We start from the raw sequence: 22,289 nt of genomic DNA, 5'->3' as shown, positions 1-22,289 counted from the left end.
GTTAATGTTTGCCAGCTGTTGTTGCGCACTCGTAAGTACAGCGAAGTACGCTGTAGTGTCGGGTGCAGGCAGACTAAGTTCCGAGTGACTAAATAAATGCACTCAAGTTATGTACAACCGATCCTTGTTGTTCTGGTTTGCCCTTGAATGTTGCCGGCGGCTCCTGCTGCAGGTTTCTCGAAAAAACCATCCGTAATCCTGTGGATGGCCTGGATGCCACGTAATGCGGGATTTCCAGTTGATTTTCGTGGTCCTTGAAGGCCAGCTGTTCCTTGGCTCGTTAGGGGATAGTTGTGGCGCCTTATCTCCTGTTGTTTACCCTTTAGTTCAAGTTGGTGACCCGCTGGTCAAACCGCGGTCGCAACTTGATTAGTTTCTGCTGAGTCCGTGTAAGTCATCTCTTACAAGCTCGTTGAGAATCGTTACCGGTGGTATGAGCGGTGTCCGCAGGCATAGTTCCGGCCCGCTCATCCTGTTTTGCGAAATTTCTTGAAATAGTGAGAAAGATGGCACTGCTTTCAAACTGATAGCACTTAAGGTTTGGGCCTTTAGTTGTGGGGAGTTGAAGCGCGGGGATAGTTTTGTGCCACTACCGAATAAAAAAAGTGGTGCCACTACTGAAAAAAATCACTGTTGTCGAGTGAAAGAAAAGTTAGGGAAAACGCGAAAAGTTCTATAGCGCCAAAAAAATGGCTGATCAGAGGCGGGGAATGTGCGGGTGATCACATTCTGGCGCGCTCGCCGGATGGCAACGAGCGCGGCAGGGGAACGCTTTACTCCGGTGCGTGGTCGCGCAGGAATACCAGGTGGTCGGCTTTGGATTGCTCCGCGCTGAAGCGGTAGCCCTGGACGTCGAATTGCTTGAGCTGGGCGGGGTCGTTGATACGTTCCTGGATGACGAAACGGCTCATCAGGCCCCGGGCCTTCTTGGCATAGAAGCTGATGATCTTGTACTGGCCGTTCTTCAGGTCCTTGAACTCGGTGTTGATGATCCGTGCGTTCAGGGCCGTGCGCTTGACCGCCGAGAAGTACTCGTTGGAGGCCAGGTTGAGCAGCAGGTCGTCGCCTTGTTCGGCCAGGGCCTCGTTCAGCCATTCACTGATGCGGGTGCCCCAGAACGCATACAGGTCCTTGCCCCGGGCGTTGGCCAGCTTGGTGCCCATTTCCAGGCGGTAGGGCTGCATCAGGTCCAGGGGGCGCAGCAGGCCGTAGAGGCCGGAGAGCATGCGCAGGTGTTGCTGGGCGTAGTCGAAGTCCGCTTCGCTCAAGGTTTCGGCGTTGAGTCCGGTATAGACATCGCCCTTGAACGCCAGCAGCGCCTGCTTGGCGTTGTCCGGGGTGAAGGCTGGGGTCCAGCTGCCGAAGCGCGCGGCATTCAGGCCGCCGATCTTGTCGGATACGTGCATCAGCTCGCTGATCTGCGCCGGGCTCAGTTCCCGCAGTTGCTGGATCAGTTCCTGGGAGTGGTCGAGGTATTGCGGCTGGGTAAAGCGCTGGGTGACCGGCGGTGTTTCGTAATCGAGGGTCTTGGCGGGTGAAATCACCATCAGCATGGGGTCGTCTCCTTTAAGCGTCGGGGGATTCTAGGGGCTCGGGCGCCGGGACTCCACCTATCAAGGTGATAGCTGACGCGTGGTGGATGCCGGTTGTGGCTAGGGATGCCTTTGTTGCCCGGCGGATCGGCTATAGTGCCGCGCGGGTTCTGTTCTGGAGGCATCCCTTTTGCGTATCGCGTTTCTCTTCTCGGCCTGGCTCCTGAGTGTCAGCGTGCTGGCGGCGCCCAATGACGTGGCGACCCTGGATCGCAGCACCTGGCCGGAAAAGCTCGACAGCCCGACCCTGTTCGACGTGGCCTCGCGGGCCGAGATCCTGACCTTTGCCCGTGCCTTGCTGGTCAGCGAGGCCTGGGACGAGGCCTCGCTCAAGCAGCGTCTGGGCCTGCGCATGATCAACATGGCGGCGATCAACGAGCTGCGTGAGCATTTGTGGACGCGTCTGCTGGAGAACTACGACTTCGCCCAGCAGAGCTGCGATCAGGACGCTTCGTTCTGTTTCCTGGTGGAAAACATGCAGCAGTTGCGCAAGCAGGCCGGCAAGTTCCAGCTCAGCGAGGATTCCTATTACGCCCGTTGGGGCGAGCCCAGCCGCAGCTTCCACGAGCAGTACCTGGACGAGTTGCTGCGCAAGGCGGCGCTGTCCCCGCAGAGCAGCAGCGAGGTGCTGCGTTTCGGCGATTACGAGCGCAATGGCGACGAGCTCAATGACCGGCTGTTTCTGCTGACCTTCGACAGCGCCGCCAACCTGGTGCCGGACAACACGCCCTGGCTCACCAACTACCTGCGTAAGGCCAATCTCAGCGGGACCTTCTTCGTCCTCGGCAACGATATCCAGAACCGCCTCGACAAGGCCTCGGTGGCCAGCCTGCAGTCGCTGTATTCCCGGCAGTGCGTCGGGGTCCAGGGCTGGGAATTCCGCTCCCACAGCCACTGGCAGGACTGGCAGTACTCGATCCAGCGCAGCGCCGATCTGGTGAAGAGCAAGCTGCCGGAAAACTATGTGCCGCTGTTCCGCCCACCCTATGGCCAGCGTCGCGCCGACGCCGAGGGCTTCTTCAATGCCCAGGGCATGCAGGTGGCGTTGTGGGACATCGACGCCCAGGACGGCGCCGGTAAACTCAAGGCCGAGGACAGTGGCCAACGGGTGCTGACCCTGATGCTGCTGTGGCGGCGCGGGGTGATTGCCTTCAATGCCAAACAGGACGGGGTCAAGACCAGCCTGCCCTGGTTGCTGGCGCAGACCGCGCAGAGCGGCATCGGCTGGGAAGATTGTCAGGACGCGTTTCGCTGAACGCGCCAAGTGCCCGGAAACACGGGGCGTGGGCGGAAAAAGGGGTGGATTTCGACGGGATTTCGAGGCAGGCGGACTTCCGACTTTAACGGTGAGCAGGCGGTGCGCCAAGGGCTTTTCGTCACTCTGAAAAATAAACATCAAAAAAGCGTCAAAGTGCGTTTTCCTGTCACGGTTTTTGGAGTATTACGAACTCAGACCGCCGAAACCTGCGACACAGGTGGCGTCTTCCAAGACTCCTTGTGTGCAGCTCACCTGACCCCCCTGCGGGTGAATTCGGTGGTCATTCGAGGCGCGATACCCCATGGTATTGCGTCGACTGGCTCCCACATAAGGTGACCGAGTATGGATGACCACGGACGTAGCGCTTCTTCCAACCAGCCAATCCTTTATGTACTCGATACCAATGTATTGATTCACGATCCCAACGCCTTACTGAATTTCGAAGAACACCACGTCGCCATTCCCATGACCGTTCTCGAAGAGCTGGACAAGCTCAAGAGCGGGCATCACAGCGTGGCCGCGGAATGCCGCCAGGCGATCCGCCTGATCGACAAGACCCTGGGCGAGGCCTCGCCCGAGGATGTCGAGCTGGGGGTGCCGATCCAGCGCGGCAAGAGCGGGCCCAAGGGCTTGCTGTCGATCCTGATGAGCAAGCGCAACGAGCCCAACAGCCTGTTGCCGGAGAACCTCAACGACAACATCATCATCAACCAGCTGATCGACCTGCACGCGCGCAACAAGGACCTGCCCGTGGTGCTGGTGACCAAAGACATCAACATGCGCCTCAAGGCGCGGGCCTGCGGGATCGCCGCCGAGGACTACAGCACCGACCAGCTGGTGGACGACGTGTCCCTGCTGCCCAATGGTTTCCACAACATGAGCGGCTCGTTCTGGGACCGCGTAAGCAAAGTGGAAACCCGCCAGGACCATGGTCGTACCTGGCACCAGGTGCAGTTGATCGACAACCTGCCGGCGGTGCACATCAATGAATTCATCATCGACGAACAGGGCTTCGTCGGCTGGATCAAGGAGATCCGCGCCGACGTGCTGCTGATCCTCGACCTGCATCAGGAACCCCTGTTGCACCAGGAAGCCTGGGGCCTGAAACCGCGAGACATCTACCAGGGCCTGGCGCTGTACGCGCTGCTCGATCCGGACATCCACCTGGTCAACCTGTCCGGCGCCGCTGGCTCCGGCAAGACCATCCTGGCCCTGGCCGCGGCCATCGAGCAGACCATGGTCAGCAAGCGCTACCGGCGCATCATCGCCACCCGCAGCGTGCAGGGGCTGGACCAGGAGATCGGCTTCCTGCCGGGCACCGAGGCGGAGAAGATGGAACCCTGGCTGGGCGCCATTACCGACAACCTCGAAGCCCTGCACATGGATGACGAGAACACCCACGGCAGCGTCGACTACATCCTCAGCAAGGTGCCGTTGCAGTTCAAATCCCTGAACTACATTCGCGGTCGCAGCTTCCAGCAGAGCCTGATCCTGATCGACGAATGCCAGAACCTCACCCCGCACCAGATGAAAACCATCATCACCCGTGCCGGCGCCGGTTCCAAAGTGGTGTGCCTGGGCAACCTGGCGCAGATCGACACCCCTTACCTGTCGGCCACCAGCTCGGGCCTGACCTACCTCACCGAACGTTTCAAGGACTTCCCCAACGGCGTGCACATCACCCTGCAAGGGGTGCCGCGCTCGATCCTGGCGGAGTACGCGGAAAGCCATCTGTAACCTCAATTGCTTCCAGCACGGGCGGCCTTCGGGTCGCCCGTTTTGCATTCGGCCTGCGGCACTGGGTTATTCTGCGGCTCCCCGCCGCCGAGCGCTTCCCAGTTGGAAAACACCGGATGACCCGCGTTTCCCTGCGCAATATCGACCTGAATCTGTTGGTAATCCTCGATGCCTTGCTGACAGAAAAACACGTGACCCGCACCGGCGAGCGCCTGCACCTGAGCCAGCCGGCCATCAGCCATTCCCTGGGCAAGCTGCGGGTGCTGCTGGATGATCCGCTGCTTATCCGCCAGGGCAACGACGTGCTGCTCAGCCCCCTGGCCCGCAGCCTGCAGGCGCCCCTCAAGGAGATTCTCAGCCAGATCGAAACCTTGCTCGGCAAATCCCTGGACTTCGACCCGGCCAGCTCCCAGCGGATCTTTCACCTGGCGATGTCAGATTACGCGGCGGCCATCGTCCTGCCCCGGTTGCTGGTGCGCCTGCGCGGCGAGGCGCCACTGATGCGCCTGGTGGTGACCCAGGGCAGCCGGCACCAGATGTCCGAGCAGATTGCCCAGGGCCAGATCGACCTGGCCCTGGGGGTGTTTCCCAGCCTCGGGGGAGAGATCGTCAAGGAGGTGCTGTTTGCAGAAACCTTCTCTTGCCTGGTGGATGGCAGCACCTTGGGCGCGGAGCAAAGCCTGGACTTGAGCACCTATCTGGCGCGTCCGCATTTGCAGGTATCGATGGATGGTTGCTTCAACGGTGAGGTCGATCAGCGCCTGGCAGACGAAGGCCTGCAGCGGCAGATTGCGTTCAGCGTGCCTCATTGGGGCGCGGCGCCGAACCTGATCCGTGGCACCGACCTGATCCTCACCGTGGCCAGTCGCACCCTGGACGAGATCCCGCTGCAGCCCGGACTGCTGCGCCTGACTCCGCCGCTGAACATTGCGCCCTTCAAGTTCGTGCAGATCTGGCATTCGCGTTTCAGCGATGACCTGGCCCATCGCTGGTTGCGTGAGCAGGTCCGGCTGGCCAGCGTGGCCCAGGACTGAGGCGGCCTCTCAGCCTCGGGTGGTGATGACGAAACCGCCGATCACCACCAGCACGCCGATCAGTTTCTGCAGGCTGATGTCCTTGCGTGGCAGGCCCACCAGGCCGAAGTAGTCGATGATCAGCGAGATCAACAACTGGCCGATGATCACCACCATGATGAAATTCAGCGCCCCCAGGCGCGGTGCCATCAACAGCGCCACGGTGATGTAGAGCACCCCGGCCAGGCCGCCCATCCAGATCCACCAGGGGCCTTGCAGCGCGGCCATGAGATTGGGCTTGGGCACCTTGATGAACAGCAGCAGGACCCCCAGCACCAGCAGGCTGACCAGCAGCGAAACACCGGTGGCCCACAGTGGATGCCCCAGCAGGGTGCCCAGGCGGGCGTTGGTCCCGGCCTGGAGGGGCACGGCGAAACCGGCGAGCAGGCTGAGCAGGATCGAAACGAACAAGGCCATGGAGCGACTTCCTTTTTTGGACGTAGGCGCTGTTGTACGTTTATCCGCAGCCGGGCTCCAATTCGTTGTTCTGATGCGGGATATTCGTCGGGCTGATTGCCGGTTGGCGCGGGCAGATGCCCCGTGCGAAAAACTGACCCGCAGGTTTACAATCGGCCCACCTGATCAGGAGTAACGCCGTGCTGACTCATCTCGATTCCCAAGGGCGCGCCAATATGGTCGACGTCACCGACAAGGCCGTGACCTTTCGCGAGGCGGCGGCCGAAGCGCGGGTGCGCATGCTCCCGCAAACCCTGCAGATGATCGTCAGTGGCGGTCACCCCAAGGGCGATGTCTTTGCCGTGGCGCGCATCGCCGGGATCCAGGCGGCGAAGAAGACCAGTGACCTGATTCCCCTGTGCCATCCCTTGATGCTGACCAGTGTCAAGGTCGAGCTCAGTGCCCAGGGCGAGGACAGCGTGCACATCGTGGCGCGTTGCAAGCTGTCGGGGCAGACCGGGGTGGAAATGGAAGCGCTGACCGCCGCCAGCGTCGCCGCGCTGACCATCTACGACATGTGCAAGGCCGTGGACCGCGGCATGACCATCGAAGGCGTGCGGGTGCTGGAGAAGAGCGGTGGCAAAAGCGGCGATTACCGGGTGGCTGACGCATGAGGATCTCGGTGAAGTTCTTTGCCCGTTACCGTGAGGCGCTGGGGCTCGATGGCCTGCTTGTCGAGGGTGACTTTGCCTGTGTCGACGATGTGCGCCAGGCGCTGCTGTCCCGCGAGGGCGCCAGTGTATTGGCCGAACAGAATCTGATGTGCGCCCGCAACGAAGAGCTGTGCCAGCTGGACGAACCCCTGGCGGACGGCGATGAAGTGGCGTTCTTTCCCACCGTGACCGGAGGCTGAGATGGCGATCCGTGTGCAATCCGCGGCCTTCGATCCCGGCGCCGAAGTCAACGCCATGCACGCCGCCAATACCGGGGTTGGCGCGGTGGTCAGCTTTGTCGGCTACGTGCGCGACTTCAATGACGGCCAGGACGTGCACGGCATGTTCCTGGAGCACTACCCGGGCATGACCGAAAAGGCCCTGGGCAAGATTGCGGCTGAAGCCGAGCAACGCTGGCCGCTGTTGCAATTGGAGGTGCTGCACCGCATCGGCGCCCTGGAGCCGGGCGAGCCCATCGTTTTTGTCGGCGCGGCCAGTGCCCATCGCCAGGCGGCGTTCGATGCCTGCGCCTTTGTCATGGATTATCTGAAGACCCGGGCGCCGTTCTGGAAAAAGGAAAACACTGCCGACGGCCCCCGTTGGGTGGAAGGCCGCGACAGTGACCACGCGGCGGCCGCGCGCTGGAAAGACTGATCCCCTGATGCTGGCCGGCGGCGCCCCCGAGTCCGCCGCAATCCAATCTGTAATCGACTGCGACTGTTCCCGCCGACCGCTGGGGATAAGTCGTTGCGCGCGCCGTTGACGATATGTACGTAAAAGTCCAGTATGGAATTACAAGTACAAATACGCGTCCTCCGTTTCATCCTTTCCTTCTGTCTTGCCAAACCAACAACAACCCGCGAGAGATCGAACATGAAAAAATTCCCCCTCATCAGTGGCCTGGCCTTGAGCCTGTTGGCGTGCAGCAGCCTGATGGCTGCCGAGAAAACCCTGCGCCTGGGTATCGAGGCGGCGTATCCGCCGTTCGCCTTCAAGACCGCCGACGGCAAGATCGGCGGTTTCGACTACGACATCGGCAATGCCCTGTGCGCGCAGATGCAGGTCAAGTGCGAGTGGGTCGAGGGCGAGTTCGACGGTCTGATTCCCTCGTTGAAAGTGAAGAAGATCGACGCCGCGCTGTCCTCCATGACCATCACCGCGGAACGCCGCAAATCGGTGGACTTCACCCACAAGTACTACTTCACCTCGTCGCGCCTGGTGATGAAAAAGGGCGCGGTGGTGGATGAACAGTACGCCAGCCTCAAGGGCAAGACCGTAGGCGTGCAGCGTTCCACCACCACCGACCGTTTCGCCACCGAGGTCTTCGAACCCAAGGGCATCAAGGTGGTGCGCTATAGCAACAACGAAGAGATCTACATGGACCTGGCGGCCGGGCGCCTGGACGCGATCTTCGCCGACACCATTCCCCTGGAGGATTTCCTGTCGATGCCACGGGGCGCCGACTACGCCTTTGTCGGGCCCGAGTTGAAGGATCCCAAGTACGTCGGCGAGGGCGCGGGGATCGCGGTGCGCAAGGGCAACAGTGAACTGGTGGGCGAGTTGAACAAGGCCATCGATGAGATTCGCGCCAAGGGCGAATATCAGAAGATCCAGGCCAAGTACTTCAAGTCGGATATTTATGGGGATTGAGACGTTGCGGCGTTCTTGAGGACGCCTTCGCGAGCGAGCTCGCTCCTACAGGTGTTGTGCAATTGCGTGTAGGAGCGAGCTTGCTCGCGAACCTTCATTGGCCCTTCAATTCCTTCAGGTGCTTGTACACCGTCGCTCGGCCCATGTTCAGCACGTTGGCGACGTAGTTGGAGGCGCTCTTGCCCTTGAAGGCGCCCTCGGCGTGCAGGGCCAGTACCAGTTCGCGCTTGTGATCGCGGGTCAGCAGGTTCAGCCCCAGCTGGCGTTCGCGCAGCCAGTTGTGCAGGAAGGTGTTGATGCGCTCTTGCCAGTCATCACGAAACAGCGAGTCGGGCTGGGGAATCAGCTTGCTCGGTGAGAGAAACAGGTCCAGCGCCGCCTTGGCGTTTTCCAGCAGCGAGATGTTCAGGTTGATGCACAGCACGGCCATTGGCTGGCCGTGGCTGTCGCGCAGCACGCTGCTGAGGCTGCGGATCTTCTGTCCGTCCCAGTTGAGCTTTTCATAGGGGCCGATGTTGCGTTCGTCGCTGTCGCCGCTGAGCAGGTCTTCCAGGGCCGCATCGTCGCCCACTTCGCGCTTGGACAGGTTGTTGGCGATGTAGTCGATCTTCTGCGTGCGCAGGTCGTGGAGCACCACCTCGGCGTGAGGGAAAAACAACGTGGCAATGGCATCGGCAATCGCCCGGAAATTGTCCAGGGCAGGGTCCTTTGCGGGTGAGGTCATGGGTCGTACTCCAGGCGGCATCGGCGCCCGTCGTTAGCGGGCGCTGGGAGTGTGCCGCAATCGTTCGGGCGCGTCATCCCGAGGGCCGTTTCAGCCCAGGCGGGCAGGGGACAGCAGGTCGGGCGTGAGGCCGAAGCGGGTCAGCGGTTCCGGCAGTGGCTGGCCCCGTACCAGGGCGGCGCTGGCCTGGCCCATGGCCGGGGAGGTCTGGATGCCGTAGCCGCCTTGCCCGGCGACCCAGAACAGCCCGGGCACCTGGGGATCGAAGCCGGCCAGCAGATCGCCGTCGCTGACAAAACTGCGCAGGCCGGCCCAGGTCCGGGTCGGACGTCGGATGCTCAGGGTGGTGGCTTCTTCGATCTGGTAGATGCCCAGGGCGATGTCCAGCTCTTCGGGCTGCACATCGTGGGGCTCGACCGGGTCGGCGTTGGCCGGCGAGCCGAGGAACATACCGGCGTCGGGCTTCATGTAGAAGGATTCGTCCAGGCTCACCAGCATCGGCCAGTGGTGAGTATCGAGCCCTTCGGGGCCGGGGAAGATAAAGGCCGCGCGGCGCTTGGGTTGCAGGCCCAGGGGGCGGGCGCCGGCCATGGCGCCGATCTGGTCGGCCCAGGCGCCGGCGGCGTTGATCAGCAGCGGCGCGCTGAAGGTCTGGCCATTGGTTTGGACCTGCCACAGCCCTTGTTCATCGCGCTGCAAGCCCAGCACTTCATGGTTGGTATGGACCTGCCCCTGATGGCGGCGAATGCCCCGCAGGTAGCCCTGGTGCAGGGCGTCGGTGTCGATGTCGCTGGCACTGGGGTCGTAGAGGGCGCCATGGACCTTTTCGCGGCGCAGGATCGGCAGGCGTGCACAGGCTTCGTCTGCACTGAGCAGTTGCATCTCCGGCACCGAGGCCTTGGCGCTCAGGTATTGGCTGTTCAGTTCGGCCGGGTCACCGTTGAAGTCCACGGTCATTTCGCCCCGTGGGGTCAGCAGTGGGTGTTCGCAGAAACCTTCCGGCGGGTGGTCGAAAAAGTCCCGGCTGGCCAGGGTCAGGGCTCGCACCTGAGCGGTGCCATAGGCGGCGGTGTAGAGCGCGGCGGAACGGCCGGTGGAGTGGTAGGCCGGGTGCGATTCGCGTTCCAGCACGATGACCCGGCCGTGGCGCGACAGCCAGTAGCCGGTGGAGGCCCCGGCGATACCGCCGCCGATGATGATGAAGTCTGCCTGGGTCATGGATAACTCCGGAAAAAATGCAGGTGACGGGGGCTCATGGCTGGCGTTGCAAGTGGTACAGGGCATTGGCCAGGGCGATGTCTTCTAGGCCCAGGCCGATGGAGCGGAAGAACACATGGCGCTCGGCGCTGGGGCGCCGGGCCTGGCCGCTGAGCAGCTCCGGCAGGTCGCCGAGGATCGTCGCGCTGTCCCAGCCGTGCTGTTCGCCGGCAATCAGCATCTCGCCGGCCGAGCCCGGGGTGGTGCGCCGGTAGTCGCAGTAGACCTGCAGCTCCGGCAGGGCCGCGGGCGGTACTTCATGGGCCCGTGGCGCGTTGGTGCTGATGGAGGTGATCAGCGCCGGCTTGTCGAGGGTGCGGGGATCGATGACCGGTCCGGCGGACGAGGTGCAGAGCATGATCACGTCGGCGTCTTCGACAGCTGCTTCCAGTTCGGGAACCAGTTGCAGGCGCGGGTCGAGGGCCTGGAGCTGTGCAAGCTCCTCGGCGGGCTTGCTCGCCAGGCTTGGGGAATAGAGGCGGATGCTCTGCCAGGGGCGCAGGTCTTTCACGTAGTGCAGGTGAGCCTGGGCCACCGCGCCGCTGCCGATGATCGTCAGGTGCCGGGCCTCGGGCGTGGCCAGTGCCTCGACGGCGACCGCCGTGGTGGCGGCGGTGCGCGCGGTGGTCAGTTCGGCGGCGTCGCACAGCAGCAGCGGCTGGCCGCTGTCCATGGACATCAGCAGGGTCCAGGCGGTCACCAGCGGGCCTTCGGCGCGAACGATGTAGGGCGAAGTCTTGACCCCGTACACCCGATCCTCAGCCAGCACCCCGAGGTAATTGATGAAGTCGCCGGCGCCCTGGGGAAACTCCACCAGCTGCTGCGCCGGTTGCACGGCGAGCCCGGCGGCCAGGTCGCGGAACAGTTTGCGCAGGATCTGCGGGACGTCGATTTGCCCGAGCAACTGGCGGGCTTCGGGCCGGGCAATCAGGTAGGGCGTGCTGGACATGCAAGAGCTCCCATCAAATTAAACTAATTTGTCCATTATGGACTTTTAGTTTTGGTGGGCAATATCCAGGCGAAAAAAAACGCAGCCGGTGATGGCTGCGTTTTTTCGCGGCGACCGTGATCAGGCTTGCGGGCGTTTGCGCTCCACTGGGCGCAATAGCTCGGCGGGCGGCATCTCGCAGCTGATCTTGCGCCCCAGCAGGGCTTCGATCGATGGCAGCTGGTAGGAGTCGTCCTCGCCGGCAAAGCTGATGGACACGCCCTCGGCCCCGGCACGCCCGGTACGGCCGATGCGGTGCACGTAGTCGTCCGGCACTTCCGGCAGGGTGAAGTTGATCACGTGGCTGATGCCGTCGATGTGGATGCCACGGCCGGCCACGTCGGTGGCCACCAGGACCCGTATCTTGCCTTCGCGGAAGCCTTCCAGGGTCTTGATCCGCTTGTGCTGCGGCACGTCGCCGGACAGCTGGGCGGCGTTCACGCCGTCGCGTACCAGGCGTTCTTCGATGCGCCGCACTTCGTCCTTGCGGTTGGCGAAGACCATGACCCGTTCCCAGCCGTTGTCGGTGACCAGGTTGTACAGCAGCTTGTACTTGTCGGCCCCGGCCACGGCATAGATGTGCTGTTCGACGTTTTCGCTGGCGACGTTCTCGGCCTCGATCTCGACGATTGCCGGGTCGGTGGTCCATTGCTTGGCCAGGTTCATCACGTCATCGGTGAAGGTGGCGGAGAACAGCAGGGTCTGGCGTTCGCTCTTGGGCGGGGTCTGGCGAATGATCTGCCGTACTTGCGGGATGAAGCCCATATCGAGCATGCGGTCGGCTTCGTCGAGCACCATCACTTCGACCATGTCCAGGTGCACGTCGCCGCGCTGGTTGAAGTCCAGCAGGCGGCCCGGGGTGGCCACCAGGATGTCGCAGTGGCGGGCTTCCAGGTGCTTGAGCTGCTTGTCGAAATCCATGCCGCCGACGAAGGTCATGACGTTGAGGCCGGTGTACTTGGTCAGCGCCGCGGCGTCCTTGGCGATCTGCACCACCAGCTCTCGGGTCGGGGCAATGATCAGCGCCCGAGGCTCGCCCATGTAGCGCTCTTTGGGCGGCGGGGTTTGCAGCAACTGGGTGATGATCGAGATCAGGAACGCGGCGGTCTTGCCGGTGCCGGTCTGGGCCCGGCCGATGGCGTCCTTGCCCGCCAGGGTATAGCCCAGCACCTGGGCCTGGATCGGCGTGCAATAAGGAAAGCCCAGGTCCTGGATGGCGTGCATCAGTTCCGGAGCCAGCTTGAAGTCGTGGAAGCGGGTCTTGCCCTCCTGGGGTTCGACCACGAAGTCTTCAAGTTTCCAGGGATTGGCCGGCGGCTTGGGCGCGCGCGGACGGCGCGGCTGCTCAGGCTTGGGTTGTTCGGCCTTGGGCTTCTCTTGGCGCGGCGCTTTGGGAGCGCAAGGGGCGGCCGATGTGTTCACCGGTTCTTTTTTAGCTGCGGTAGCGGGGGCGCTCCGTTCCGGCTGACGGCCGTCGTTGCGGCTGCTGGAACTGGGGGAGGGGGCGCTGGGGCTTGGCGCGAGCGGCTCAGCCTCGCTTTTACCGAAGATTTTCTTGAGTGCTTTGAGCACGGTCATCTCATCAATTGGTTAAGGAATGTACGCCGGCCAGTGTAATGCAAGAAACGGGCGCGGCGTAGTCTGTTGCTCTGGGCCCCGGCTTGAGGCGGTTTTTCTAGCGCAAACGCTCGTTCAGCCAGGTGCCGATGTCGCGGATTTCTTCTGGTAACACCTCGTGCCCCATTGGGTATTCCTGCCATGTCACGGTGACACCATGCTGTTTCAGGTACTCGTAGGCGGTGCGGCCCATGGCGTTTTGCACCACTTCGTCGTACTGGCCGTGCAGCGACAGCACCGGAATCCGCTGTTGACTGGCGGAAAGTTGCAGTTCGTCGCCAAAGGTCGGGGCATAGGTGGAGAGGGCAAGTACGCCACCCAATGGACCCTGCCATTTGAGGAAGGCGGTGTGCAGCACCACGGCACCGCCCTGGGAGAAACCGGCCAGGAAGATTCGCGAGGCGTCTATTCCGCTGGCGCGTTGTTCCTCGATAAGTCTGATGACTTCATCGGACGATTCATCGAGCTGTTCGCGACTGATCGCACGAGCCGGGTTCATGGCCAAAATGTCGTACCAGCTGGGCATGGCATATCCGCCATTGATGGTCACGGCACGGGTCGGCGCCTGGGGCAGGACGAAGCGGGTGCTCAAGAGTTTTTCCTGCAGCATCTCGGCCACCGGCAGGAAGTCGTAACGGTCCGCTCCCAGGCCATGAAGCCAGATCACACAGGCATCTGCGGGCTTGCTGGGCTGAAGAATCAAGGGCTCGGTCATGGCTGCTCCATTTTTGTGCGTGCGCGCTGATTGAGTGCGAGGTTAAGGGGCGCGCCCGGTTGATCGGTGAAGAAGATGTCGCACGGTTGAACGTTTTGCTATTGACCACTGGCTGAAACGCTTTAGCCGGAACTGTGGTACGGGCTTTGCTATGGCTCAGAAAGAGGAGTGGAAGTGATAGCACGCTCTGCCGGCGGTAACACTAACAGGCTACCGCGGGCGATGGCATAGCCAACCTCCTCTGATACCGGTTCGCCAATGGCCGCTACGGGCTTTGCGAACGGCAAAGGGCTACAGCCCGTTCGGCCGATTGGTGAGATGTAGGCCCCCCATTACGTGGATTTCTCCTACTAGACTCATAGCGAAGGTCTTACGCCGCTTGACCCCATAAAAAAGCCGACACGGGTCAACAGCGCCTCATGAGGGTGCGGCAGGACTCAAGCTCCGACACAACAAGAGCAAAACTGGAGGTTTGAATGAAGATGTTGAAATCCACCCTGGCCGCTGTCACGGCGGCCACGGTACTGGCTACAAGCGGTTTCGCACAGGCGGGTGCGACTCTGGATGCAGTACAGAAGAAAGGTTTCGTACAGTGCGGCGTCAGTGATGGTTTGCCGGGCTTCTCGGTACCGGATGCGACCGGCAAGATCCTCGGGATCGACGCCGACGTCTGCCGCGCAGTGGCTGCTGCGGTATTCGGTGATGCGACCAAGGTCAAGTTCAGCCAGTTGAACGCCAAGGAGCGCTTCACCGCGCTGCAATCCGGCGAAATCGACGTGCTGTCGCGCAACACCACCTGGACCAGCTCCCGCGATGCGGGCATGGGCCTGATGTTCGCCGGTGTCACTTATTACGACGGCATCGGCTTCCTGGTGAACAACAAACTGGGTGTGAAAAGTGCCAAGGAGCTGGACGGCGCGACCATCTGTATTCAAGCCGGTACTACTACCGAGCTGAACGTGTCGGACTACTTCCGTGGCAATGGTCTGAAATACACCCCGATCACCTTTGATACCTCCGATGAAAGCGCCAAGTCCCTGGAATCCGGGCGTTGCGACGTGCTGACCTCCGACAAGTCCCAGCTCTACGCACAGCGCAGCAAGCTGGCCACCCCGACCGATTATGTCGTGCTGCCGGAGACCATCTCCAAGGAGCCGCTGGGCCCGGTGGTGCGTAAGGGCGACGAAGAGTGGTTCAGCATCGTCAAGTGGACCCTGTTCGCCATGCTCAACGCCGAAGAGGCGGGCATCACTTCGAAAAACGTCGAAGCTGAAGCCAAGTCGACCAAGAACCCTGATGTAGCACGTCTGCTGGGCGCGGACGGTGAATACGGCAAAGACCTGAAACTGCCGAAGGACTGGGTAGTACAGATCGTCAAGCAAGTAGGTAACTACGGTGAAGTGTTCGAGAAAAACCTCGGCAAGAGCACGCCACTGGCCATCGACCGCGGCCTGAACGCGCTGTGGAACAACGGCGGCATCCAATACGCACCACCTGTGCGCTGATGGTTCTATCACCCGGCGGGCCAACCGCCGGGTGATGTTCTGTTCCATTATTCCTGGGGCACTTCATGCAAAATTCAATCGGCGCACCCAAGCAGAGGCTTAGCCTCAGCGATCCGCGTGTGCGCGCCTGGCTGTTCCAGATCATCACCCTCGTGGCGGTGGTTTCGCTGGGCTGGTTTCTGTTCGACAACACGCAAACCAACCTGCAGCACCGGGGTATCACCTCGGGTTTCGACTTTCTTGAGCGCAGCGCCGGGTTCGGCATCGCTCAACACCTGATTGCCTACACCGAAGCGGACAGTTATGCCCGGGTCTTCGTCATCGGCCTGCTCAATACGCTGCTGGTGACCTTTATCGGGGTGATCCTGGCGACTCTGCTGGGGTTCATCATCGGCGTGGCGCGGCTGTCGCAGAACTGGATCATCAGCAAGCTGGCGACGGTGTATGTGGAAGTGTTCCGCAACATTCCGCCGCTGCTGCAGATCCTGTTCTGGTACTTCGCGGTGTTCCTGACCATGCCGGGGCCGCGCAACAGCCACAACTTCGGCGACACCTTCTTTGTCAGCAGCCGGGGCCTGAACATGCCGGCGGCGCAGATGGCCCCGGGGTTCTGGGCGTTCGTGGCGAGTGTGGTGCTGGCCATCGTCGCCATCGTGCTGATGTGCCGCTGGGCCAACAAACGCTTTGAAGACACTGGGGTGCCGTTCCACAAGTTCTGGACCGGCCTGGCGCTGCTGCTGGTGATTCCGGCGCTGTGCATGCTGGTTTTCGGCTCGCCGGTGCATTGGGAGTTGCCGAAGCTGCAAGGCTTCAACTTCGTTGGCGGTTGGGTGCTGATCCCCGAGCTGCTGGCCCTGACCCTGGCCCTGACCGTCTACACCGCGGCCTTCATCGCCGAGATCGTGCGTTCCGGGATCAAGTCGGTGAGCCACGGCCAGACCGAGGCGGCCCGCTCCCTGGGGCTGCGCAACGGTCCGACCCTGCGCAAGGTGATCATTCCCCAGGCCCTGCGGGTGATCATTCCGCCGCTGACCAGCCAATACCTGAACCTGGCGAAGAACTCGTCCCTGGCCGCCGGTATCGGTTACCCGGAAATGGTTTCGCTGTTCGCCGGCACGGTGCTCAACCAGACCGGCCAGGCCATCGAGGTCATTGCCATCACCATGAGCGTGTACCTGGCGATCAGCATCAGCATTTCCCTGCTGATGAACTGGTACAACAAGCGCATTGCGCTGATCGAGCGGTGAGGAAGCGCCCATGACGACTCATATTTTCAAGCCCGACATGCCGCCGCCCAGCCGCAGTATCGGGGTGCTGGCGTGGATGCGCGCCAACATGTTTTCCAGCTGGCTCAACACCCTGTTGACCCTGTTTGCCTTCTACCTGATCTACCTGGTGGTGCCGCCGCTTCTGCACTGGGCGATCCTCGACGCCAACTGGGTCGGCACCACCCGTGCCGACTGCACCAAGGACGGCGCCTGCTGGGTGTTCATCCAGCAGCGTTTCGGCCAGTTCATGTATGGCTACTACACGGTGGAACTGCGCTGGCGAGTGGACCTGACCGTGTGGCTGGCGGTGATCGGCGTGGCGCCGTTGTTCATCTCGCGCTTTCCGCGCAAGGCGATCTACGGCCTGTGTTTCCTGGTGTGGTACCCGGTGCTGGCCTACACCCTGCTGCATGGCGGTTACCTGGGCTTGAGCAACGTCGCCACCAGCCAATGGGGCGGTCTGATGCTGACCCTGGTGATTGCCACGGTGGGGATTGCCGGAGCCTTGCCGCTGGGGATCCTGCTGGCCTTGGGACGACGTTCCAACCTGCCGGCGATCCGCGTGGTCTGCGTGACCTTCATCGAGTTCTGGCGCGGCGTGCCGCTGATCACCGTGCTGTTCATGTCCTCGGTGATGCTGCCGCTGTTCCTGCCCGAGGGCATGAACTTCGACAAGCTGCTGCGGGCCTTGATCGGGGTGATCCTGTTCCAGTCGGCCTATGTAGCCGAGGTGGTGCGCGGTGGCCTGCAAGCCATTCCCAAGGGCCAGTACGAAGCGGCTGCGGCCATGGGCCTGGGTTACTGGCGGGCCATGGGCCTGGTGATTCTGCCCCAGGCCCTGAAGCTGGTGATTCCCGGCATCGTCAACACCTTTATCGCCCTGTTCAAGGACACCAGCCTGGTGATCATCATCGGTCTGTTCGACCTGCTCAACAGCGTCAAGCAAGCCGCCGCCGACCCCAAATGGCTGGGCATGGCCACCGAAGGCTATGTCTTCGCGGCCCTGGTGTTCTGGATTTTCTGTTTCGGTATGTCCCGCTACTCCATGCATCTGGAGCGTAAGTTGGACACAGGCCACAAGCGTTAGGAGTACCTCCATGAGTGAAGCGAACAAAAAGCCTGTGGGCCCTGAAGGCATTATTCAGATGCAGGGTGTGAACAAGTGGTACGGCCAGTTCCACGTGTTGAAGGACATCAACCTCAACGTCCGCCAAGGTGAGCGCATCGTGCTGTGCGGGCCTTCGGGTTCGGGCAAATCCACCACCATCCGTTGCCTCAATCGCCTGGAAGAGCACCAGCAGGGGCGCATCGTGGTGGACGGCGTGGAGCTGACCAACGACCTCAAGCAGATCGAGGCCATCCGCCGGGAAGTGGGCATGGTGTTCCAGCACTTCAACCTGTTTCCACACCTGACCATCTTGCAGAACTGCACCCTGGCGCCGATGTGGGTGCGCAAGATGCCCAAGCGCAAGGCCGAGGAAATCGCCATGCATTACCTGGAGCGGGTGCGCATTCCGGAGCAGGCCAACAAGTACCCGGGCCAGCTGTCCGGTGGCCAGCAGCAACGGGTGGCGATTGCCCGGGCGCTGTGCATGAAGCCCAAGATCATGCTGTTCGACGAACCGACCTCGGCCCTGGACCCGGAAATGGTCAAGGAGGTGCTGGACACCATGATCGGCCTGGCCGAAGACGGCATGACCATGCTCTGCGTGACCCACGAAATGGGCTTTGCCCGCACCGTGGCCAACCGGGTGATCTTCATGGACAAGGGCGAGATCGTTGAACAGGCGGCACCGAACGACTTCTTCGACAACCCGCAAAACGATCGCACCAAGCTGTTCCTGAGCCAGATCCTGCATTGATCCTGATCCAGGGCCCGCGCTGACGATAAACCCGGACTGGCTCCGGGTTTATTTTTGCCCGGCGTTCAACCGCCGGCAGCGCCGAGCTGTGGTTCGGCGGGGGCGCCCAAGGTCGAGGGCGCCGGCCGTGGTTCGCCCAGCTCCAGTACGTCCTTCATCAACCGTGGGTGGCGATCCAGCAGGCGCATCAGCACATACAGCGGTTGGGGCACGCCGACTTCGCCGCGCTCGTAGCGGGAAAAGGCATTGTGCCCGCCGCCGGACAGCAGTTTGACCGCTTCCTTCTGCGAGAGGTGCAGCTTGCGGCGGATGCGCTTGATGTCGGTGGCGACGCTTTGCCGGTACTCCTCCAGCAATTGGTCGCCCGCGGCGGCGTAGCGTTCTGCACTGGCGGCGTCGAATTCGATTTCACCGCATTCCTGGCATTCCCAGCCCGCCAGGCCATGGAGGTGACGCTGCAGGTGCCGGTAGTCGATGAGCTCGCTGCGCTGCTCGAAGGCCAGCATGCCGGTCGGGGCGCCGCAGCTGTAGCATTGTTGCCGTTTCATGTCTCTGCCTCCTTGAAGGAGATCACCGGAGGCCCTGCACCGGGGCGGTAGGTGACCTTGATGTAGAGCGTCCAGTTATCGATGCGGGTGTAATACACGTCCTGCCACAGCCGATGATCGCCATAGGTGGTCATCGATTTGTAGAACAGGCTGCCCTGGAGTCCGGCTATCGCTCGTTGCATGTCGGCCAGGGACAATCCGAGTTCCTTGCCGCAGCGCAATGCGCTTCGAGTGAAGGCTTGTGCCCCTTGCCGAGCGACCTGCGCCTTGATCAGCGACAGGTCATGGTGAGGTGTTTTCTTTTCCATGAGACACCCTTGAGGCTTGATCGAAATTACCCTTATAGGGTTTTTTGTCAAGGCCTGTTTGCCTTGGCGAAAGTGCCTCCTCCAGCCTAAAACGTTGAACTCTCGGAAAAGCCTGAATACCATGTCGGGCAATTCATCCGATGATTGGATGATTGAGCGAGTCCCATGAGCGAAACATCCCCCCTGATCAAAAAATCCCTGGTCGACCAGGCCCTGGAGCAACTGCGCAAACGCATCAACAGCGGTGTCTGGCGGGTCGGCCAGCGCTTGCCCACCGAGCCGGAACTGGCCCATGAACTGGGCATCAGCCGCAATACCGTGCGCGAAGCCATGCGGGTGCTGGCGTTCTCCGGACTGATCGAGATCCGCCAGGGCGACGGCAGTTATCTGCGAGCGGTGGCCGATCCACTGGACATGCTCCAGGCCCTGTCCCAGTGCTCCCTGGAACAGGCCCGGGAAACCCGGCAGATCCTTGAGGTGGAGGCGGTCGGCCTGGCGGCCCTGCGCCGCACCGACGAGGACCTGCAGGCCCTGAAGCAAGCCTTGCAGGCCAGCAGCGGGCATTTTCATGGCGATCTGGAAAGCTACATCGGCTGCGACCTGGTCTTTCACCAGCGCCTGGTGGATGCCGCCCACAACCCGACCCTCAGCCAGCTGTACCGTTATTTTTCCAGCGTGGTCGGCGCGCAGTTGCGCCAGACCCTGACCCTGACTCCGCGTCGCCAGGACGTCTTCGATCTCCATCAGCACCTGCTGGATGCCATCGAGCAAGGCGACCCCGAGCGGGCCAAGAACCTTTCCCGCCAGTTGATCAACGAATCCTGAATCCGAGACCTTTATGTCCAACCACCAGGCCCCTCCGAACACCCCATCGCCTCCAGAATTGCTGATCGACGCCGAGGCCGATGACGAACCAGTCCAGCAGGCCCCTGCACCCTTGCGCCGGCCCTGGCTGTTGCTGCTGGGGCTGATTCTGGTGGCGCTGAACCTGCGTCCGGCACTGTCGAGCATGGCGCCGTTGCTCAGTGACGTTTCCCAGAGCCTGGGCCTGTCGGCGGCCAAGGCGGGGTTGCTGACCACCTTGCCGGTGTTGTGCCTGGGGCTGTTCGCGCCTCTGGCGCCGCTGCTGGCCCGGCGCTTCGGTGCCGAGCGGGTGGTGTTGGGGATTCTCCTGACCCTGGCCCTGGGCATTGTCCTGCGCAGCTCGCTCGGTGAGTTCGGCGTCTTTGCCGGGAGCGTCCTGGCCGGGGCCAGCATCGGCGTGATCGGGGTGCTGCTGCCGGGCATCGTCAAGCGTGACTTCGCTCGGCATGCCGGCACCATGACCGGGGTCTACACCATGGCCCTGTGCCTGGGGGCGGCGATGGCGGCCGGCGCGACGGTGCCCCTGAGCCAGCATTTCGGAGACAGCTGGGCCATGGGCCTGGGGTTCTGGGTGGTGCCGGCGCTGGCGGCGGCGCTGTTCTGGTTGCCGCAGGTGGGGCACAAACACGGCGCCCATCATGTGGCCTTCCGTGTGCGCGGGTTGCTGCGTGACCCCCTGGCGTGGCAGGTGACCCTGTACATGGGCCTGCAATCGTCCCTGGCGTACATCGTGTTTGGCTGGTTGCCGTCGATCCTGATCGGTCGCGGGCTGAGTCCGACCCAGGCCGGACTGGTGCTCTCGGGATCGGTGATCGTGCAGCTGGCCAGCTCCCTGGCGGCGCCCTGGCTGGCGACCCGGGGCAAGGACCAGCGCCTGGCCATCGTGTTGGTCATGCTGATGACCCTGGGCGGCCTGTTCGGTTGCCTGTATGCGCCGCTGGACGGCTTGTGGGGCTGGGCGATCCTGCTGGGCCTGGGGCAGGGCGGCACCTTCAGCCTGGCCCTGACCCTGATCGTGCTGCGCTCGCGGGACACCCATGTGGCGGCCAACCTGTCGAGCATGGCCCAGGGCGTCGGCTACACCCTGGCGTCCATGGGGCCGTTTGCGGTGGGGCTGGCGCATGACTGGACCGGTGGCTGGAACGCCGTGGGCTGGATTTTCGCGGTGTTGGGCAGCGGGGCAATCATCGCCGGGTTGGGCGCCGGCCGTTCGCTGTATGTGCAGGTGCAGAGCGAGAGAATCTGACGGGCTTCGCTGTCGGTATTTGCCTGGCAAATGCCGATAGTGTTCGCCGGGGTTGCGGATTATTGTGCTGCATCCCCCTTACCCTTGCGGAGTCCGTTCATGAGTGATGCCCATCGCGCCCTGATTACCGAGTTCTACCAGGCCTTCCAGCGGCTCGATGCCGAGGCCATGAGCGCCTGCTACACCGAGGACATCGTATTCAGTGATCCGGCCTTCGGCGAATTGCGCGGACGTGACGCCGGTGACATGTGGCGCATGCTCACGTCCCGGGCCAAGGACTTTTCCCTGACCTTCGATCAGGTGCGTGCCGACGAGCGCTCGGGTGGTGCGCACTGGGTCGCCACCTACCTGTTCAGCCAGACCGGCAACACCGTGGTCAATGACATTCAGGCGCGCTTCGTGTTTCGCGACGGCAAGATCTGCGAGCACCACGATCATTTCGACCTGTGGCGCTGGGCGCGTCAGGCCCTGGGGGCCAAGGGCCTGTTGCTGGGCTGGACGCCGCTGCTGAAGAATGCCGTTCGCGCCCAGGCCCGCAAAGGCCTCAAGGCCTTCCAGAGCGGTCGCTGAACGCCATCCTCTGCTAAGATCGCGGCTTGTTATCCACAGGCCCCGATGGTTTTTGTGAGCAGCCCCGATCCATCCCCCGTGATTGCCGCCGACCTGGCCGCGCCGGCCAGCAAACCCTGGTTTGTGTACCTGGTGCGCGCGGCCAACGGCGCTCTGTACTGCGGCATCAGCGACGACCCGGTGAAGCGCTTCGCCAAGCACCAGAGCGGCAAGGGCGCGCGTTTCTTTCTCTCCAGCCCGGCGGTGGCCCTGGTCTACACCGAAGCCTGCCGAGACAAGAGCGAGGCCCTGCGCCAGGAGCGGCTGATCAAGAAACTCAGGAAGAGTGCCAAGGAGTGCCTGGTGGCTTCGGCCAGCGCCGCGGCATCAATCTGACTGATAGGTTCTCATCAGTTGCA

At 62.4% G+C, this 22,289-nt stretch carries 24 protein-coding genes; 15 read left to right on the top strand and 9 right to left on the bottom strand.

What is annotated here, in order from left to right:
• Positions 1 to 773 precede the first annotated feature (773 nt).
• Positions 774 to 1,553, bottom strand: a complete 780-nt coding sequence (gene yaaA, locus GWQ44_RS19120; protein WP_275928053.1) for a peroxide stress protein YaaA — start codon at positions 1,551 to 1,553, stop codon at positions 774 to 776.
• A 169-nt stretch (positions 1,554 to 1,722) separates the two neighbouring features.
• Between yaaA and GWQ44_RS19115 the strand changes: the two genes are divergently transcribed.
• The 3 genes from GWQ44_RS19115 to GWQ44_RS19105 all read left to right on the top strand — a co-directional run bounded on the left by GWQ44_RS19115 (position 1,723) and on the right by GWQ44_RS19105 (position 5,621).
• Complete coding sequence (locus GWQ44_RS19115; protein WP_275928052.1) at positions 1,723 to 2,847, top strand: polysaccharide deacetylase family protein; 1,125 nt, start codon at positions 1,723 to 1,725, stop codon at positions 2,845 to 2,847.
• A gap of 345 nt (positions 2,848 to 3,192) precedes the next feature.
• Positions 3,193 to 4,587, top strand: coding sequence for a PhoH family protein (locus GWQ44_RS19110; protein ID WP_016968495.1), 1,395 nt, complete (start codon positions 3,193 to 3,195; stop codon positions 4,585 to 4,587).
• A gap of 116 nt (positions 4,588 to 4,703) precedes the next feature.
• Positions 4,704 to 5,621: a LysR family transcriptional regulator gene (locus GWQ44_RS19105; protein WP_275928051.1), complete on the top strand. Its 918-nt coding sequence runs from the start codon at positions 4,704 to 4,706 to the stop codon at positions 5,619 to 5,621.
• A 9-nt stretch (positions 5,622 to 5,630) separates the two neighbouring features.
• Here the strand turns inward: GWQ44_RS19105 and GWQ44_RS19100 are convergent, their stop codons facing one another.
• Positions 5,631 to 6,077 (bottom strand): DMT family transporter, encoded by a 447-nt coding sequence (locus tag GWQ44_RS19100; protein WP_047301890.1) that lies wholly within the window; start codon positions 6,075 to 6,077, stop codon positions 5,631 to 5,633.
• 179 nt (positions 6,078 to 6,256) lie between these two features.
• On the opposite strand from GWQ44_RS19100, the gene moaC reads away from it, so the two are divergent.
• From moaC to GWQ44_RS19080, 4 genes are all read left to right on the top strand, one after another.
• On the top strand, positions 6,257 to 6,730 hold the full coding sequence (moaC, locus tag GWQ44_RS19095; protein ID WP_047284014.1) for a cyclic pyranopterin monophosphate synthase MoaC: 474 nt from the start codon (positions 6,257 to 6,259) through the stop codon (positions 6,728 to 6,730).
• On the top strand, positions 6,727 to 6,969 hold the full coding sequence (locus GWQ44_RS19090; protein ID WP_016964466.1) for a MoaD/ThiS family protein: 243 nt from the start codon (positions 6,727 to 6,729) through the stop codon (positions 6,967 to 6,969). The genes moaC and GWQ44_RS19090 overlap by 4 nt, the downstream gene beginning before the upstream one ends.
• 1 nt (position 6,970) lies before the next feature.
• Positions 6,971 to 7,423 (top strand): molybdopterin synthase catalytic subunit MoaE, encoded by a 453-nt coding sequence (gene moaE / locus GWQ44_RS19085; protein WP_179598008.1) that lies wholly within the window; start codon positions 6,971 to 6,973, stop codon positions 7,421 to 7,423.
• Positions 7,424 to 7,642: 219 nt separating this feature from the next.
• The gene (locus GWQ44_RS19080) at positions 7,643 to 8,419 is read left to right on the top strand and encodes an ABC transporter substrate-binding protein (protein ID WP_199010738.1); all 777 of its coding nucleotides are present in this window, start codon (positions 7,643 to 7,645) and stop codon (positions 8,417 to 8,419) included.
• 94 nt (positions 8,420 to 8,513) lie between these two features.
• Here GWQ44_RS19080 and GWQ44_RS19075 read toward each other — a convergent pair whose 3' ends face one another.
• The 5 genes from GWQ44_RS19075 to GWQ44_RS19055 all read right to left on the bottom strand — a co-directional run bounded on the left by GWQ44_RS19075 (position 8,514) and on the right by GWQ44_RS19055 (position 13,720).
• Positions 8,514 to 9,143, bottom strand: coding sequence for a transcriptional regulator (locus GWQ44_RS19075; RefSeq protein WP_016964468.1), 630 nt, complete (start codon positions 9,141 to 9,143; stop codon positions 8,514 to 8,516).
• Between the two features lie 90 nt (positions 9,144 to 9,233).
• Positions 9,234 to 10,361, bottom strand: coding sequence for an FAD-binding oxidoreductase (locus GWQ44_RS19070; RefSeq protein WP_275928050.1), 1,128 nt, complete (start codon positions 10,359 to 10,361; stop codon positions 9,234 to 9,236).
• A 34-nt stretch (positions 10,362 to 10,395) separates the two neighbouring features.
• A complete protein-coding gene (locus GWQ44_RS19065; protein ID WP_275928049.1) occupies positions 10,396 to 11,349 on the bottom strand; it encodes an ornithine cyclodeaminase family protein in 954 nt (317 codons plus the stop codon).
• Positions 11,350 to 11,469: 120 nt separating this feature from the next.
• Positions 11,470 to 12,966 carry an ATP-dependent RNA helicase RhlB gene (rhlB, locus tag GWQ44_RS19060; protein WP_047301897.1) on the bottom strand — a complete coding sequence of 499 codons (1,497 nt, stop codon included), beginning with the start codon at positions 12,964 to 12,966 and terminating at the stop codon, positions 11,470 to 11,472.
• A gap of 97 nt (positions 12,967 to 13,063) precedes the next feature.
• Complete coding sequence (locus GWQ44_RS19055; protein WP_016965201.1) at positions 13,064 to 13,720, bottom strand: alpha/beta hydrolase; 657 nt, start codon at positions 13,718 to 13,720, stop codon at positions 13,064 to 13,066.
• A gap of 476 nt (positions 13,721 to 14,196) precedes the next feature.
• Between GWQ44_RS19055 and GWQ44_RS19050 the strand changes: the two genes are divergently transcribed.
• The 4 genes from GWQ44_RS19050 (at position 14,197) to GWQ44_RS19035 (ending at position 18,355) form a co-directional block, all read left to right on the top strand.
• A complete protein-coding gene (locus GWQ44_RS19050; RefSeq protein WP_016965200.1) occupies positions 14,197 to 15,225 on the top strand; it encodes an amino acid ABC transporter substrate-binding protein in 1,029 nt (342 codons plus the stop codon).
• Between the two features lie 65 nt (positions 15,226 to 15,290).
• Positions 15,291 to 16,472, top strand: a complete 1,182-nt coding sequence (locus GWQ44_RS19045) for an amino acid ABC transporter permease (protein WP_016965199.1) — start codon at positions 15,291 to 15,293, stop codon at positions 16,470 to 16,472.
• Positions 16,473 to 16,482: 10 nt separating this feature from the next.
• Positions 16,483 to 17,580, top strand: a complete 1,098-nt coding sequence (locus tag GWQ44_RS19040) for an amino acid ABC transporter permease (RefSeq protein ID WP_275928048.1) — start codon at positions 16,483 to 16,485, stop codon at positions 17,578 to 17,580.
• A gap of 10 nt (positions 17,581 to 17,590) precedes the next feature.
• The gene (locus GWQ44_RS19035; RefSeq protein WP_016965197.1) at positions 17,591 to 18,355 is read left to right on the top strand and encodes an amino acid ABC transporter ATP-binding protein; all 765 of its coding nucleotides are present in this window, start codon (positions 17,591 to 17,593) and stop codon (positions 18,353 to 18,355) included.
• A gap of 65 nt (positions 18,356 to 18,420) precedes the next feature.
• Here GWQ44_RS19035 and GWQ44_RS19030 read toward each other — a convergent pair whose 3' ends face one another.
• Positions 18,421 to 18,903 carry a type II toxin-antitoxin system MqsA family antitoxin gene (locus GWQ44_RS19030; protein WP_275928047.1) on the bottom strand — a complete coding sequence of 161 codons (483 nt, stop codon included), beginning with the start codon at positions 18,901 to 18,903 and terminating at the stop codon, positions 18,421 to 18,423.
• Complete coding sequence (locus GWQ44_RS19025) at positions 18,900 to 19,211, bottom strand: type II toxin-antitoxin system MqsR family toxin (RefSeq protein WP_179597993.1); 312 nt, start codon at positions 19,209 to 19,211, stop codon at positions 18,900 to 18,902. The genes GWQ44_RS19030 and GWQ44_RS19025 overlap by 4 nt, the downstream gene beginning before the upstream one ends.
• A 165-nt stretch (positions 19,212 to 19,376) precedes the next feature.
• Between GWQ44_RS19025 and GWQ44_RS19020 the strand changes: the two genes are divergently transcribed.
• From GWQ44_RS19020 to GWQ44_RS19005, 4 genes are all read left to right on the top strand, one after another.
• Positions 19,377 to 20,036, top strand: coding sequence for a FadR/GntR family transcriptional regulator (locus GWQ44_RS19020; RefSeq protein ID WP_275928046.1), 660 nt, complete (start codon positions 19,377 to 19,379; stop codon positions 20,034 to 20,036).
• A 13-nt stretch (positions 20,037 to 20,049) separates the two neighbouring features.
• Entirely contained in the window at positions 20,050 to 21,321 is a 1,272-nt protein-coding gene (locus GWQ44_RS19015) for a CynX/NimT family MFS transporter (RefSeq protein ID WP_275928045.1), read from the top strand.
• Between the two features lie 99 nt (positions 21,322 to 21,420).
• Positions 21,421 to 21,891 carry a nuclear transport factor 2 family protein gene (locus GWQ44_RS19010; protein WP_275928044.1) on the top strand — a complete coding sequence of 157 codons (471 nt, stop codon included), beginning with the start codon at positions 21,421 to 21,423 and terminating at the stop codon, positions 21,889 to 21,891.
• Between the two features lie 54 nt (positions 21,892 to 21,945).
• Complete coding sequence (locus tag GWQ44_RS19005) at positions 21,946 to 22,266, top strand: GIY-YIG nuclease family protein (protein ID WP_103741072.1); 321 nt, start codon at positions 21,946 to 21,948, stop codon at positions 22,264 to 22,266.
• Positions 22,267 to 22,289 lie beyond the last annotated feature (23 nt).

It is taken from the genome of Pseudomonas sp. 3MA1, assembly GCF_029237275.1.
In the GTDB taxonomy this organism is placed as follows: Bacteria; Pseudomonadota; Gammaproteobacteria; order Pseudomonadales; family Pseudomonadaceae; genus Aquipseudomonas; species Aquipseudomonas fluorescens_AP.
The sequence above is the reverse complement of the archived record's forward strand: the minus strand, read 5'-3'. Positions and strand labels throughout refer to the sequence as shown.

Excerpts from the sequence above, each read along its gene's own strand:
- rhlB (WP_047301897.1), bottom strand. The coding sequence starts at position 12,966 with ATGACCGTGCTCAAAGCACTCAAGAAAATCTTCGGTAAAAGCGAGGCT.
- moaE (WP_179598008.1), top strand. The coding sequence starts at position 6,971 with ATGGCGATCCGTGTGCAATCCGCGGCCTTCGATCCCGGCGCCGAAGTC.
- GWQ44_RS19055 (WP_016965201.1), bottom strand. The coding sequence starts at position 13,720 with ATGACCGAGCCCTTGATTCTTCAGCCCAGCAAGCCCGCAGATGCCTGT.
- yaaA (WP_275928053.1), bottom strand. The coding sequence starts at position 1,553 with ATGCTGATGGTGATTTCACCCGCCAAGACCCTCGATTACGAAACACCG.
- GWQ44_RS19090 (WP_016964466.1), top strand. The coding sequence starts at position 6,727 with ATGAGGATCTCGGTGAAGTTCTTTGCCCGTTACCGTGAGGCGCTGGGG.
- GWQ44_RS19040 (WP_275928048.1), top strand. The coding sequence starts at position 16,483 with ATGACGACTCATATTTTCAAGCCCGACATGCCGCCGCCCAGCCGCAGT.
- GWQ44_RS19070 (WP_275928050.1), bottom strand. The coding sequence starts at position 10,361 with ATGACCCAGGCAGACTTCATCATCATCGGCGGCGGTATCGCCGGGGCC.
- GWQ44_RS19050 (WP_016965200.1), top strand. The coding sequence starts at position 14,197 with ATGAAGATGTTGAAATCCACCCTGGCCGCTGTCACGGCGGCCACGGTA.
- GWQ44_RS19045 (WP_016965199.1), top strand. The coding sequence starts at position 15,291 with ATGCAAAATTCAATCGGCGCACCCAAGCAGAGGCTTAGCCTCAGCGAT.
- GWQ44_RS19105 (WP_275928051.1), top strand. The coding sequence starts at position 4,704 with ATGACCCGCGTTTCCCTGCGCAATATCGACCTGAATCTGTTGGTAATC.
- GWQ44_RS19035 (WP_016965197.1), top strand. The coding sequence starts at position 17,591 with ATGAGTGAAGCGAACAAAAAGCCTGTGGGCCCTGAAGGCATTATTCAG.
- GWQ44_RS19020 (WP_275928046.1), top strand. The coding sequence starts at position 19,377 with ATGAGCGAAACATCCCCCCTGATCAAAAAATCCCTGGTCGACCAGGCC.
- GWQ44_RS19075 (WP_016964468.1), bottom strand. The coding sequence starts at position 9,143 with ATGACCTCACCCGCAAAGGACCCTGCCCTGGACAATTTCCGGGCGATT.
- GWQ44_RS19110 (WP_016968495.1), top strand. The coding sequence starts at position 3,193 with ATGGATGACCACGGACGTAGCGCTTCTTCCAACCAGCCAATCCTTTAT.
- GWQ44_RS19065 (WP_275928049.1), bottom strand. The coding sequence starts at position 11,349 with ATGTCCAGCACGCCCTACCTGATTGCCCGGCCCGAAGCCCGCCAGTTG.
- GWQ44_RS19030 (WP_275928047.1), bottom strand. The coding sequence starts at position 18,903 with ATGAAACGGCAACAATGCTACAGCTGCGGCGCCCCGACCGGCATGCTG.
- GWQ44_RS19010 (WP_275928044.1), top strand. The coding sequence starts at position 21,421 with ATGAGTGATGCCCATCGCGCCCTGATTACCGAGTTCTACCAGGCCTTC.
- GWQ44_RS19025 (WP_179597993.1), bottom strand. The coding sequence starts at position 19,211 with ATGGAAAAGAAAACACCTCACCATGACCTGTCGCTGATCAAGGCGCAG.
- GWQ44_RS19100 (WP_047301890.1), bottom strand. The coding sequence starts at position 6,077 with ATGGCCTTGTTCGTTTCGATCCTGCTCAGCCTGCTCGCCGGTTTCGCC.
- GWQ44_RS19015 (WP_275928045.1), top strand. The coding sequence starts at position 20,050 with ATGTCCAACCACCAGGCCCCTCCGAACACCCCATCGCCTCCAGAATTG.
- GWQ44_RS19080 (WP_199010738.1), top strand. The coding sequence starts at position 7,643 with ATGAAAAAATTCCCCCTCATCAGTGGCCTGGCCTTGAGCCTGTTGGCG.